Annotated in this window: 10 protein-coding genes; 6 read left to right on the forward strand and 4 right to left on the reverse strand. The window is 66.9% G+C overall.

What is annotated here, in order from left to right; all coding sequences use genetic code 11:
- Positions 1–128 precede the first annotated feature (128 nt).
- Positions 129–626, forward strand: a complete 498-nt coding sequence (locus tag IHE49_RS03755; RefSeq protein ID WP_192155015.1) for a DUF3761 domain-containing protein — start codon at positions 129–131, stop codon at positions 624–626.
- Between the two features lie 217 nt (positions 627–843).
- On the opposite strand, the gene IHE49_RS03760 is transcribed toward IHE49_RS03755, so the two are convergent.
- Entirely contained in the window at positions 844–3,270 is a 2,427-nt protein-coding gene (locus tag IHE49_RS03760; protein WP_225578123.1) for a DUF3772 domain-containing protein, read from the reverse strand.
- Between the two features lie 159 nt (positions 3,271–3,429).
- Between IHE49_RS03760 and IHE49_RS03765 the strand changes: the two genes are divergently transcribed.
- On the forward strand, positions 3,430–5,271 hold the full coding sequence (locus IHE49_RS03765; RefSeq protein WP_192155448.1) for an ABC transporter ATP-binding protein: 1,842 nt from the start codon (positions 3,430–3,432) through the stop codon (positions 5,269–5,271).
- A gap of 27 nt (positions 5,272–5,298) precedes the next feature.
- On the opposite strand, the gene IHE49_RS03770 is transcribed toward IHE49_RS03765, so the two are convergent.
- Positions 5,299–6,189: a LysR family transcriptional regulator gene (locus tag IHE49_RS03770; RefSeq protein WP_192155017.1), complete on the reverse strand. Its 891-nt coding sequence runs from the start codon at positions 6,187–6,189 to the stop codon at positions 5,299–5,301.
- 122 nt (positions 6,190–6,311) lie between these two features.
- On the opposite strand from IHE49_RS03770, the gene IHE49_RS03775 reads away from it, so the two are divergent.
- On the forward strand, positions 6,312–7,295 hold the full coding sequence (locus tag IHE49_RS03775) for an aldo/keto reductase (RefSeq protein ID WP_192155018.1): 984 nt from the start codon (positions 6,312–6,314) through the stop codon (positions 7,293–7,295).
- A 193-nt stretch (positions 7,296–7,488) separates the two neighbouring features.
- On the opposite strand, the gene ald is transcribed toward IHE49_RS03775, so the two are convergent.
- Complete coding sequence (gene ald, locus IHE49_RS03780) at positions 7,489–8,607, reverse strand: alanine dehydrogenase (RefSeq protein WP_192155019.1); 1,119 nt, start codon at positions 8,605–8,607, stop codon at positions 7,489–7,491.
- A gap of 162 nt (positions 8,608–8,769) precedes the next feature.
- Here ald and IHE49_RS03785 point away from each other — a divergent pair, with 162 nt between their 5' ends.
- Positions 8,770–9,243 (forward strand): Lrp/AsnC family transcriptional regulator, encoded by a 474-nt coding sequence (locus IHE49_RS03785; RefSeq protein ID WP_192155020.1) that lies wholly within the window; start codon positions 8,770–8,772, stop codon positions 9,241–9,243.
- 25 nt (positions 9,244–9,268) lie between these two features.
- On the opposite strand, the gene IHE49_RS03790 is transcribed toward IHE49_RS03785, so the two are convergent.
- Positions 9,269–10,141: a hypothetical protein gene (locus tag IHE49_RS03790; RefSeq protein WP_225578125.1), complete on the reverse strand. Its 873-nt coding sequence runs from the start codon at positions 10,139–10,141 to the stop codon at positions 9,269–9,271.
- Positions 10,142–10,268: 127 nt separating this feature from the next.
- Here IHE49_RS03790 and IHE49_RS03795 point away from each other — a divergent pair, with 127 nt between their 5' ends.
- Both IHE49_RS03795 and IHE49_RS03800 read left to right on the forward strand, forming a co-directional pair.
- Positions 10,269–10,694: a heavy metal-responsive transcriptional regulator gene (locus IHE49_RS03795; protein ID WP_192155021.1), complete on the forward strand. Its 426-nt coding sequence runs from the start codon at positions 10,269–10,271 to the stop codon at positions 10,692–10,694.
- Positions 10,691–13,300 (forward strand): heavy metal translocating P-type ATPase, encoded by a 2,610-nt coding sequence (locus IHE49_RS03800; RefSeq protein ID WP_192155022.1) that lies wholly within the window; start codon positions 10,691–10,693, stop codon positions 13,298–13,300. The genes IHE49_RS03795 and IHE49_RS03800 overlap by 4 nt, the downstream gene beginning before the upstream one ends.
- Positions 13,301–13,346: the final 46 nt, after the last annotated feature.

Below are 13,346 nucleotides of genomic sequence, written 5' to 3' on the forward strand. Positions count from 1 at the left end.
CGCCACGATGCATGCAAGCGACTTCGCCATGCGGAGCGTTGCGTGCAAGGGGCGAGCGGCACGGCACACTGAGGCGAGGGCAGGGCCGGCCGCCACCGAGCAACCATCGCGCAAGAGGGAGTTTGAAGATGAAAGCATCCACCGTGTTCGCCATGGCGTTCGGCTGCGTGCTGGCCGTGCCGGCTGTGTTCGCACAGTCTGCAACGCCGGCTGCGCCCGCAACCCCCGCAACTCCCGCCGCTGCCGCGCCTGCCGGTTCCACCGGCCAGTGCAAGGACGGCAGCTACACCAGCACCGCCACCAAGAGCGGTGCCTGCAAGGGCCACAAGGGGGTGAAGACGTGGTACGCCGCCAGCGCTGCTTCGTCGTCGAAGATGGCCGCTGCCGCGCCTGCTGCTGCGGCGGCGCCTGCGACCCCGGCGAAGAAGGCGTCTGCTGCTGCTCCGGCCGCGGCGGCGGCTCCGGGCGGTGGCCCGGGTATGGTATGGGTCAACGACAGCAGCAAGGTCTACCACTGCCAGGGCGACAAGTGGTACGGCAAGACCAAGCATGGCGAGTACATGAGCGAGGCCGACGCCAAGGCCAAGGGTAACCATGCCGAGCACGGCAAGGCCTGCACGCCGTAATCCTGGCGCTGCATCACCGGACAAAACGAAGGCCGGCGCAAGCCGGCCTTCGTTTTGTCCGCGTGGCGAGTTCGCAGGCTTTTCGGCTCGTCATCCCGGCGAAGGCCGGGATCCGGTTTCACTTGCTGTGCGAAGCACTCAAAAAGATCTTGTGTCCTTCGGACGCGGTATTTGAACTGGACCCCGGCCTTCGCCGGGATGACAAGCAAGTGAAGCGCTACCCCGACGATGGCGCCGCCGGACTGTCCTCCCCCAGCGGCCCCAGATTGCGCACCACCATGCTCGTCGGCGTGGACAGCGGCAGGTTCTCGGTGCGCAGGCGGGCAAGGATCTCGAACAGCATGTCGCTCTTCACCGCCGCCACATCGCGTGGGCTGCGCACGTAGGAGGTGATGCTGAAGGTCATCGAGCTGGCGTTGATGTTGTCCAGCCGCACCACCGGAGGCGGATTCTCCAGCGTGGAGGTATGCGCCTTTAGAACCTCCATCATCAGTTGGCGGGCGCGATCGGCGTCGGTGTCCAGCGGCATCGGCAGCATGATGCGCACGCGGCCCTGCGCGCTGCCGTGGGTCACGTTGCGCACGTTCTGGGTGATCAGTTGTGAGTTCGGCACGATCACGGTAGAGCGATCTCCCAGCTGGATCTCGGTGGCGCGCACGTTGATGCGGCGGATGTCGCCCTCTACGTCGCTGGACAGGCTGACCCAGTCGCCCACCTTCACCGGCCGCTCCACCAGCAGGATCAGACCGGAGATGAAGTTGGACACGATCTGCTGCAGGCCGAAGCCGATGCCTACCGACAACGCGCTGGCGATCCAGGCGATGCTCTGCAGGCTCACGTTCGCCGCGGCCAGCGCCAGCGCGAACACGAACACACCGCCCAGGTAACCGAGCAGGGTGACCACCGAATTGCGCATGCCCGCGTCCATCGACGTGGTGGGCAGCAACTGGTCCCGCAGCCAGTTCTTCAGTGCGCGCAACGCCACCAGGCCAAGTACGAACACGGAGATGGCGCCCATGATGGTGCCGGGGCTGATGGGCAATTGGCCCAGTTTGAGCCCGCTGAACAACTGCGACGTGCGTTGCGCCAACTCCGCCGGGCCGGCGTCGAATCGCGCCAGAACCATCGCCAGCGCAACCAGCGTCAGCAGCACGCGGGTGACCCCGGTGAGTACGGTAGAGGCTTGTTGCAGCGTTTCGGAGGAGATGTCGAAACTGGCCTGCAGATGCTGGCTGCTGCGGCTCTGCGGCGACAGTAGGGTCTCGAACAGGTCGCGCACCAGCTGCAGCAGCAGGTAGAGGCTGGCCACCACCAGGCCAGTCCACAGCATCTGTATCGCCACGAAGAAGCCGAGTGCGATGAAGCCCGTGCATACCGACAACCAGCACACCACGACGCCGAGGGCGGCGGCAAAGCCCAATGCACCGACCCACAGTGGCCGGCGCACCCTGCCGGCCTTCGCTTCGTCGGCTTCGTGCCGCGCATGGCGCAGGCGCAGCAGCGCTGAGCCGACCAGTCCGCTGATCAGCAGCGCCAGCAGCGCGTGCAGCAGCACCGTGGCCGGGAGGCTGGAGCCGATGCTGCGCACGATGTGCTCGGTGAGGCCGGTCAGCAGTGCCACGCCGCCCAGCAGCCACGGATGGCTGCGCAGCCGTTGCGCCGTGATGTCCGACAGTGGCGGCAGACGCCACGACGCACGTTTCGCGGAGAGCAGCGCACTGCCCAGCCCGGCCATCAGCGAGGAGATGATCACGACGCGCATCGTCGACGTCGCCAGCTGGTCGAGGTCGGTGTCAAGCGTGTCGTTCCAGTTGATGCCCAGGTGCACCAGCTTCGCGGCCAGCCCGATCACCAGCGTGGTGGACAGCGCCATCACCGCCGCCATTGCGCTGCGGCGCAGATGACCATCCGGCAACCAGCGCGTTGCGATGAATTGCCACAAGTGTTGCAGTCCCCGCCGGCCACCAGCGAGGAGCAGCACGGCGGCGGCCACGCACAGCAGCAGCGGCGTGCGGTTCGGCGGCTGCCAGGCGTCGTTCAAGCCCTGGGCCCAGCTTGCGGCGAAGCGCTGGAGACGCGGCATGTCGTTCGGCAGCGAACGCACCTGGTCGACCCAGAACGCGTGGCCCAGCGGCGTGTCGGTGCGTTCAGCCAAGCGCGCCTGGAACTGGTCGCTGAGCAGGCCGCTGATCTGCTCCATCAGCTGCAGGGCATCGAGGCCCAACGACTTCGCCTGCACGATCTGTGCATTGAGGTTGGTCTGCGCCTTGTCCAGTTGTCGGCGCTGGGCGGCTACCTCGGGTGCCTCCGACGAAGCGCCCTTGGCCGGGGCTGGGCCGAGCACGGTGAGTTGCGCCTGCAATGTGGCCATCTGCGGCGCGAGGCCATCGACGACTTGCTGCGCACCGCTCTGCACCTGCATGGCGCGTGCGCGGAGGTCATTCAGCGTGGCGTTGTCGAGCTTGTCCTGCGGCGTATTCGACAACGCAGCCTTCACCGCGTTGAGCTGGTTGCTCAACTGCTGCAGAGTCTGCGCCGGCGTGGCGGCGGCGCCGGCATTCGCATCGGCACGTGCCCACGTGGGCGTGGCGACGAAGGCCAAGGCCAGCAGGAGGACCGGGAGCACGGGCAGGCGACGGATCATGGTAAGCATTCCGGCATGATCCCGGCCGCGTCGCAGAGGGTCAACCGAGGCGCGTATCAAAGCAGAGCTGGCGTTCAGCCCATGTGCGTCCTGCCTCTTGTGCGCAAGCGGGTGTGCACCCACGCTAGGTGTCTCCCTGCATCTCGTGCGGCCGCCATGATCTTCCGCTGGTTCGAATCCCTGATCGACGCTTTCAAGGAACCGGTCGACGGCATGCCGCCGCAGCCGGTGTGGCGTTTCTACGCGTTCTATCTGCGCCAGGTGTGGCCGGTGTTCGTGGCGGCCATCGTGGTCGGCTTCTGCGTGGCCGTGGTCGAGGTGTCGTTGTTCGGCTTCATCGGACGCATCGTGGACCTGGCCAAAGGTGTGCCCGCGGCGGATTTCTTCCACCGGCACGGGCGCGAGTTGCTGGGCATGGCGCTGGTGGCGCTGGTCGCGCGGCCGGTATTCAACAGCCTGCACGACCTGTTGGTGAACCAGGCCATCGTGCCCAGCCTCACCAACCGCATCCGCTGGCAGAACCATCGCTACGTGATCCGCCAGAGCCTGGGCTTCTTCCAGAACGACTACGCCGGGCGCATCGCCAACCGCATCATGCAGACCGGCAGCGCGCTGCGCGAATCGGCGGTGCAGATCGTCGATGCGATCTGGTACGTGGTGATCTACACCGGCAGCGCCGTCGCGCTGTTTGCCCATGCCGACGTGTGGCTGGCCGTGCCGCTGGTGGTCTGGGTGTTCGCCTACATCGGCCTGCTGTGGATCTTCATACCGCGCATCAAGCAGCGCTCGTGGAAGGCGTCGGAGGCGCGTTCGAAAATGATGGGGCGCATCGTGGACGGCTACAGCAACGTGCTCACGCTCAAGCTGTTCGCGCACACGCGTCGCGAGGAGGCCTACGTGGCCGAGGCGATGGGCGAGCAGACCGACAAGCTGCGCCGGATGACCCGCGTGACCACGGCGATGGATGCCAGCATCACCACGCTCAACGGTTTCCTCATCGCCGGCACGACGGGGCTGGCGTTGTGGCTGTGGAACGAAGGCCATGTCACGGTGGGCGCGATCGCGCTTTCGACCGGCCTGGTGATCCGCATCAACAACATGTCCGGCTGGATCATGTGGGTGGTCAACGGCATCTTCGAAAACGTGGGCACGGTGCAGGACGGCATCACCACCATCGCCCAGCCGCGTGCGGTGCAGGACCGCGAAGGTGCGATGCCGCTGGAAGTGACCAATGGCGCCGTGCACTTCCACGACATCCATTTCCACTATGGCAAGAAGGGCGGCGTGATCGCGGGGCTGGAGCTGGCCGTGCGTGCGGGCGAGAAGATCGGCCTGGTCGGGCCGAGCGGCGCGGGCAAGTCCACGATGGTGAACGTGCTGCTGCGCCTCTACGACCTGGAGGACGGCCGCATCACCATCGACGGCCAGGACGTAGCGCAGGTGACCCAGGAAAGCCTGCGCTCGCAGATCGGCGTGGTGACCCAGGACACCTCGCTGCTGCATCGTTCGATCCGCGACAACATCCTGTACGGTCGGCCCGACGCCAGCGAGGCGCAGATCGCCGAGGCCGTGCGCAAGGCGCGCGCCGACGAGTTCATCCCCACCCTGGTCGACGGCGAGGGCCGCACCGGCTACGAGGCGCTGGTGGGCGAGCGCGGCGTGAAGCTTTCCGGCGGCCAGCGCCAGCGCATCGCGATCGCCCGTGTGCTGCTCAAGGACGCACCCATCCTGGTGCTGGACGAAGCCACCAGCGCGCTGGATTCCGAGGCCGAGGCGGCGATCCAGGAGAGCCTGGATCTGCTGATGCAAGGCAAGACGGTGATCGCCATCGCGCACCGCCTTTCCACCATCGCTCGCATGGATCGCCTCGTGGTACTGGACAAGGGCCACATCGTGGAAACCGGAACGCATGCCGAACTGGTCGCGCGCGACGGCTTGTATGCGCGACTGTGGAAGCGGCAGACGGGCGGTTTCGTGGCGGCGGAGGATGAAACGGCTTGACGGGTCGCGCGCGCCGGCGTAGCCCGATCAGCGCCGGCGCAGCGCCTCGACCAGCAGCGCAAAGGCACGTGGGTGCTGGCGCCGACTGGGGTAATACAGGTGATAACCCGGAAACGGCGGGCACCAGTCCGACAGGAGGCGGCGCAGCCGGCGCGCCTTGATATCGGCGCGCACCACGTCCTCCGGCAGGCAGGCCAGGCCGAAGCCATCCAGTGCCGCCTCGCGCACCTGGCGCGGGTTGTTGAAAGTGAGCCGGCCTTCCACGCGCACGTTCAATGCATGACCGTCGCGCTCGAACTCCCATGCATACAAGTTGCCCAGGGTGAGGAAGCGCAGATTGATGCAGTCGTGGCTGGTCAGGTCCCGCGGCGTGCGCACGGCGGGGCGTTCGCCCAGATAGGACGGTGCTCCGACCACCGCCATCCGCATCGGCGGCCCGATGGGCACGGCGATCATGCCCTTGGCCACCTGTTCGCCGAGCCGGATGCCGGCGTCAAAGCGCTCGGCGACGATGTCGGTGAGCGCCGAATCGGTGACGACTTCGACGTGGATGTCCGGATAGCGCGGCAGCAACGTGCGCAAGGCCGGCCATAGGATGGTGCTGGCCGAGTGCTCGTTGGCCGTGATGCGCACGGTGCCGGCGGCCCGGTCGCGCAAGTCGCCGAGGGCGGCGATGGAGGCATCGATGTCGGCGTAGTTCGGCGACAGTTGCCGGAACAGCCGTTCGCCGGCCTCGGTCGGCATCACGCTGCGCGTGGTGCGCGTCAGCAGCCGCAATCCGAGCCGCGCCTCCAGCGCGCGCAAGGTGTGGCTGAGTGCCGATTGCGACACGCCCAGTTGTGCCGCCGCACGGGTGAAGTTGCGTTCTCGCGCCACGGCGAGGAAGGCCAGCAGATCGTTGTAGTTTGTGCGCGTCATCCGCCGATTGTTCCGCATTGATGAGAAGAATTCATGAAAGCATTCGCACAGCACGGGCTAATCAAATCAAACGCGTAACGGCAGACTTCGTCGCCTCACCCTTTCCACGCGGAAGTTCCCCCATGCAGATGCGCACGCTTGGCCACAGCGGCCTCACCGTTTCCGCCCTCGGCCTCGGCTGCATGGGCATGAGCTTTGCCTATGGCGCGCCGATGGAACGCGCGTCGGCCATCCGCCTGCTGCGCTACGCGGTGGAGGCGGGTGTGAATTTCTTCGACACCGCCGAAGCCTATGGTCCGTTCGCCAACGAGGAATTGCTCGGCGAGGCCCTGGCGCCACTGCGGGACAAGGTGGTGATCGCCACCAAGTTCGGTTTCAGGAACGGCATCGCGCCCGCTCTGGACAGTCGCCCGGAAAACATCCGCGCCGTGACCGACGCCGCGCTGAAGCGCTTGCGGACAGAGCGGATCGACCTGCTCTATCAGCACCGTGTCGACCCGCAGGTGCCGATGGAGGATGTGGCCGGTACGGTCAAGGAGCTGATCGCGGCCGGCAAGGTCGGGCATTTCGGATTGTCCGAGGCGGGTGTGGCGTCGATCCGCCGTGCGCATGCGGTACAGCCGGTGGCGGCGTTGCAAAGCGAATATTCGCTGTGGTGGCGCGAGCCGGAGCATGCCTTGCTGCCATTGTGCGAGGAACTGGGCATCGGCTTCGTGCCGTTCAGTCCGCTGGGCCGGGGCTTCCTCACTGGAACCATCGACGCCAACGCGCCCATCGCCAAGGAGGATTTCCGGGCCGGCCTGCCGCGCTTTTCTCCCGAGGCGCGCCAGGCCAACCAGGCGCTGGTGGATCTGCTGGGCGCCGTGGCCGCAGGGCTGGCTGCCACGCCTGCCCAGGTGGCGCTGGCCTGGCTGCTGGCGCAGAAGCCGTGGATCGTGCCGATCCCCGGCACCACCAAATCGCAGCGGCTGCAGGAAAACATAGCCGCCGCCGCGATCCAACTGGCACCCGATGCGCTGCAGCGCATCGACGAAGCGCTCGCGCACATCAAGGTGCAGGGGGATCGTTACCCGCCGCAATTGGCCGCAGCCGTGGACGGTGGATGATTGAGCCCGCGTTGGAGCGGTGCCAACGAAAAGGCCAGGCGCGCGCCTGGCCTTTTCTTCGATCCTTGGGTTTGTGTCGCCATTCCGGCGCAAGCCGGGATCTGGCGAGTCCTTCCATGCAATTCCCGGAATCCGGGTTCCAGCTTGACCGTCTTCGGTTGTCGAAAGGTTTCTCGCTGGAACGACGGACTGTTTACATCCCGATCGCCGTCTCTGCTTTCACGTACGGCAGGCCATGCGCTTCGGCCACCGGCTCGCAGGTCAGCTTGCCTTCGCACACGTTGAGGCCGTTGCGCAGGTGCGCGTCCTGCGCCAGCGCTTTCTTCCAGCCGTTGTTGGCCAGCGAGAGCGCGAAGGGCAGGGTGACGTTGTTGAGTGCGAAGGTGGAGGTGCGCGCCACGGCGCCCGGCATGTTGGCCACGCAGTAGTGCACCACGCCGTCCACCACGTAGGTCGGCTCGGCGTGGGTGGTAGCGTGCGAGGTCTCGACGCAACCGCCCTGGTCGATGGCGACGTCCACGATCACCGAGCCCGGCTTCATGGTCTTCAGCATGTCGCGGGTGACCAGTTTCGGCGCGGCGGCGCCCGGGATCAGCACGGTGCCGATCAAGAGGTCGGCGCGGCGCACCAGTTCCTCGATCGCGGCGCGGGTGGAGAACACGGTGGAGATCGCGGTGCCGAACTGCGCGGCGAGGCGCTTCAGTGCGTCGGCCGAGCGGTCGACCACGGTGACCTTGGCGCCCATGCCCACGGCGATGGTCGCCGCGTGGGTGCCGGAGACGCCGCCGCCCAGGATCACCACTTCCGCCGCCGGCACGCCGGGCACGCCGCCCAGCAGCACGCCGCGGCCGCCCTGGGCCTTCTCCAGCGAATGCGCGCCCACCTGCGGAGCAAGGCGGCCGGCCACTTCGGACATCGGCGTCAGCAGCGGCAGCGTGCCGTTCGGCGCGGTCACCGTTTCATAGGCGACGCAGATGGCGCCGGAGTCGATCAGGTCCTTGGTCTGTTCCAGGTCCGGGGCGAGGTGCAGATAGGTGAACAGGATCTGGCCCTTGCGGAGCTTCTTGCGCTCGACAGCCAGCGGCTCCTTCACCTTCACGATCATGTCGGCCTCGGCAAAGATCGAGTCGGGGCCGCTCGCGATGGTGGCGCCGGCGGCGACATAGTCGGCATCGCTGATGCCCGCACCGAGGCCCGCGCCGGTTTCCACCGTCACCTGATGGCCGTTGTGCACCAGTTCCTGCACGGACGAAGGGATGAGGCCCACGCGGTATTCGTGGTTCTTGATTTCTTTCGGCACACCGATGCGCATGGCGATGACTCTCTGATTTGGAGTGAAAGGCGGATCGGCGTGTTGCCTGCCGATGGGGCGGCAGTATGACGACTGTGTTGCGCAATTACTCGCCAATTTCGGTGGTGCTCCGGCCATCATGTAGAATTTGTCACGTGAAAAATCCCCATGGATTGAAATTTCATGCTGCATCCTGATCCCGCCCTCGACGAACGTGACCGCGCCATCCTCAAACTGCTGCAGCAGGACGGTCGCCTGACCAATCTGGAATTGGCCCAGCAGATCAATCTTTCGCCTTCGGCCTGCCTGCGCCGGGTGAAGCTGCTGGAGGAGCGCGGGCTGATTTCACGCTACGTGATGCTGCTGGACGAGAAGGCGGTGGGCCTGCCGGGCACGGCCTTCGTGCTGGTCACGCTGGACCAGCAGGGGCGCACCGCGCTCGACGCATTCGAGGCGGCGATCCAGCGCCATCCGGAAGTCACCGAATGCTGCCTGCTCGCGGGTGCGGCGGATTACATGGTGCGCGTGGCCTATGCCGACTCCGCCGACTTCGAGCGCATCCATACCGACATCCTTACCCAACTGCCCGGCGTGGTGCGCGTGCAGTCCACGCTGGCGTTGCGCACGGTGAAGCGGACGACGGAGCTGCCGGTGTAAGGGCGTGCGCGGCGCAGCGCTGGCGCTAGAAGTGGTATTCCATCCGCAGCATCGGCGTATTGGCGACGTAGCCTTGCCCGTCGGTGCCGATGCGGGTATTGCCGAACTTGTTGCGCCAGTACTGGTATTCCACGCCGGCGAGAAAGCGATGTTTGCGGGCGCCCAATAACTCACCCGCATCCAGCAAGATGCGCATGTCGACATCGGTTTCCGGACCGGTGGCTTGGCCGATCTCGTTGATGCCCTTGGCGGCGATGTAGTTGGCGTAACCCTCGAACGACCAGTGCGCGCCCAGCGGTATGCCCCAGTCCATCGCCAGCATCGGATGGGCCTTGTAGTAATAGCGACCCTGCACTTCGGAAATGGGCGGATACGGGCCGTGCGGCGCGTTGCTCTCCCACGCCATCAGCACGGCGGTGTTGAAGTGGCCGGGCACGTTCCACAGCAGACTGGGGCCCAGCACCAGCATGCGCTTGCGCGAGTTGTAGTCGACATCGTGCTTCATGTTCCAGTCGAAGCCGCCGGTGAGGCCCAGCCCGCGCACCGGGCCGAAACCGAGGTCGCGGTCGGCCACCTTGCCCAGATCCAGCGTGTAGCGGTAAGTGGCGTAGGTCTCCACCGCACCGTTGCGGCTTCCGGGCGAGGCCGGGTCGCTGTGGTCGGACTTGAGCACGTCGAGATCGAAGAACTGGGTGCCGTAGCGATAGCCGCTGACCCAGGTCAGCGAAAGGATGTTCTTGTGGATCTCGCTGCTGTTGTACGGCTCGCGGAAACGCTCGCCGCCGCTCCAGTCGATGGCCACGTCGCTCCAGTCGGCGGCCTGGTTGATGCCGGCAACCAGGGCGAGCATCAGGAAGGTGCAACAACGGGCTATTTGGCGGGTGCGCGATGGGCTCATGAGGTGTCCGGCTGGATGCTGGGCATCGGATGGGTGTCGCCCCGCTATCGGCGATCGCGCAGGCTGCTGAAGTTTCTGCCATCCACGGCTTGACTCTGGACCTAGATCAAAGCTCTAGACTTGGTTCATGAGCACGCAAACCACACCCCTCAGCATCGGTGCCGTCGCCAAGCGCGCCGGCGTGGCCATCGACACCATCCGCTACTACGAGCGCGAAGGCCTGCTGCCCGAGCCGTCGCGGCGAGCTTCCGGCTATCGCAGCTACGGCGAAAGCGCCGTAGCGCAGTTGCGCTTCATTCGGCGCGCCAAGGACATGGGTTTCACGCTGGAGGAAATCCGCGACCTGCTGGCGCTGTCGGCGGATCGCCAGCGCGGCGTGAAGGCGGTGAAGAAGCGCGCCGAGCAGCGGCTAGCGGCCATCGAGCAACGCATCGCGGAACTGCAGCGCGTGCGCGACGGGCTGGCGCAACTGGTGTCCTCCTGCCCCGGTCACGGCAAGCCGGAGGAGTGCCCGATCCTGCGCGCGTTGAGCGACGAGGAGGCGCGCGCATGAGCGGCCAGGGCAATTGCTGTGCGTCGTCAGGCAGCGCGAACGTCGCGGCGCGCGATCCGGTGTGCGGGATGACGGTCGATCCGGCGACCTCGCAGCATCGCAGCGTGCATGCGGGCAGCGAGGTGCATTTCTGCTGCGCCGAATGCAAGGCGAAGTTCGAGGCGGAGCCGGGGCGTTATCCCGGTGGCGGGACGGGAGTGGCGGGCGGCTGCTGCTCGTCCGAGGCGATGCCGTCCTTCCCGCGAAAGCTGGAGTCCAACGACTTCGGTTCAAAAGCCGCCGAGTCGCTGGACTCCGACCTTCGCCGGGACGACGAGCCAGGGCATGCGCTGGCGAAAGACCCGGTGTGCGGCATGGCCGTTGATCCGCAAACCACGGCGCACCATGCCACGCACGACGGCCACGACTACCACTTCTGCGCCGCACGCTGTCGCGAGAAATTCGTGGCCGATCCCTCGGCTTACCTCGGTGGGCGCCGACCTTCGTCGCCGGTACAAGCCGATGCCGTCTACACCTGTCCGATGCATCCCGAGGTGCAGCAAATCGGCCCCGGCGATTGCCCCAGGTGCGGCATGGCGCTGGAGCCGATGGTGCCTGCGCTGGACGAGGGCGACGGTGGCGAGCTGTGCACCATGGCGCGGCGCTTCTGGACGCTTTTTGCATTGACCCTGCCGGTATTCCTACTGGCGATGGGGCCGCACGTGTTCGGTTGGCACTTGCCTGTGCCGGCCGGCTGGGTCGAGGCGCTGTTTTCCAGCGTAGTGGTGCTGTGGGGCGGCGCGCCGTTCTTCGCGCGCGGCTGGCGTTCGCTCAAGCCATGGTCGCCCAACATGTACACGCTGATTGCGCTGGGCACCGGCGTGGCATGGGCGTTCAGTGCGGTGGCCTTTCTCGCGCCGGGTCTGTTCCCGGCGGGTTTGCGCGACGCGCACGGTCGCATGGGCGTGTATTTCGAATCGGCGGCAGTGATCGTCACCCTGGTGACGTTGGGCGATTTCCTCGAACTGCGTGCGCGCCGTCGTACCGGCTCGGCGCTCAAGGCGCTGCTTGGGCTGGCGCCGAAGACGGCGCGGCGCGTTGCCGCCGACGGCAGCGAATCCGACGTGCCGCTGGACGAGGTACGCGTGGGTGACACCCTGCGCGTGCGCCCCGGCGAGAAGGTGCCGGTGGACGGCGAGGTGATCGAGGGCGGCAGCCACGTGGACGAGTCGATGCTCACCGGCGAAGCCATGCCGGTGGCGAAGGGCAAGGGCGACATGCTGGCCGGCGGCACCTTGAACCGCGAAGGCGCATTGCTGATGCGTGCGCACAAGGTCGGCAGCGAAACCCTGCTGGCGCAGATCGTCGGCCTCGTCGCGCAGGCCCAGCGCAGCAAGGCGCCATTGCAGCGCATGGCCGACAAGGTGGCCGCATGGTTCGTGCCCGCGGTGGCGGCGGTGGCCGGGCTGGCGTTCGCTGCATGGATGATGCTCGGGCCGCCGCCGCCATTCGCGCATGCGCTGGTCGCGGCGGTGTCGGTGCTCATCATTGCCTGCCCCTGTGCGCTGGGCTTGGCCACGCCGATCTCCATCATGGTGGCCAGCGGGCGCGGCGCGCAGCTCGGCGTGTTGTTCAAGGACGCCGGTGCCATCGAGGCGCTGCGGGGCATCGATACCCTGGTGCTGGACAAGACCGGCACGCTCACCGAAGGCAGGCCCGCGCTCACCGAAGTGGTGGCGCTGAACGGCCAGCCGCGTGAACGGCTGCTGGCGCTGGCCGCCGCACTGGAGCGTCGCAGCGAGCACCCGCTGGCACATGCCATCGTGGACGCGGCAGACAACGAAGGCGTGGCGTCGCTGGATGCGGCCGAATTCCATGCGCTCGCCGGCCGCGGCGTCGTCGCCACGGTGGATGGCGCCAGCGTGGCACTGGGCAATGCGAAGCTGCTTGGAGAAATCGGGGTCGCGATCGAGCCGGGGGCAAGCCAGCGCGCGGGTGCGCTGCGTGCGCAGGGCGCCACGGTGGTGCATCTCGTCGTGGACGGTTCGCTGGTTGCGCTGTTCGCGGTGGCGGATCGCGTCAAGCCCGAGGCGCGGCGGATCGTGGGGGCGCTCAAGGCGTCAGGCGTGCGCGTCGTGATGCTCACCGGCGACAACGCCACCACCGCGCAGGCGGTGGCGCAGGAACTGGATATTGGCGAGGTGCACGCCGAGGTTTCGCCGGCCGACAAGGCGGCAGCGGTAAACGCCTTGCGTGCGCAAGGCCGCAAGGTGGCGATGGCTGGCGACGGCGTCAACGACGCGCCCGCGCTGGCGGCTGCCGATGTCGGCATCGCGATGGGCAACGGCAGCGACGTGGCGATGGAGAGTGCGCAAGTCACCCTCGTGAAGGGCGATCTGGCTGCGATCCTGCGTGCCCGCTCGCTGTCGCGCGCTACGGTGCGCAATATCCGCCAGAACCTGTTCTTCGCTTTCGCCTACAACGGTATCGGCGTCCCGCTGGCGGCCGGCCTGCTGTATCCGGTGTTCGGCATCACGCTCTCGCCGATGATCGCCGCGCTGGCGATGAGCCTGAGCTCGGTGTCGGTGGTGGGCAATGCGCTGCGTCTGCGTGGCACACGGCTATGAGCGGCCTGCCGTGACGGCTGTCACTTCCGATCGCTGACGATAGCGC

This window comes from Rhodanobacter sp. 7MK24 (assembly GCF_014842995.1).
Lineage (GTDB): Bacteria > Pseudomonadota > Gammaproteobacteria > Xanthomonadales > Rhodanobacteraceae > Rhodanobacter_A.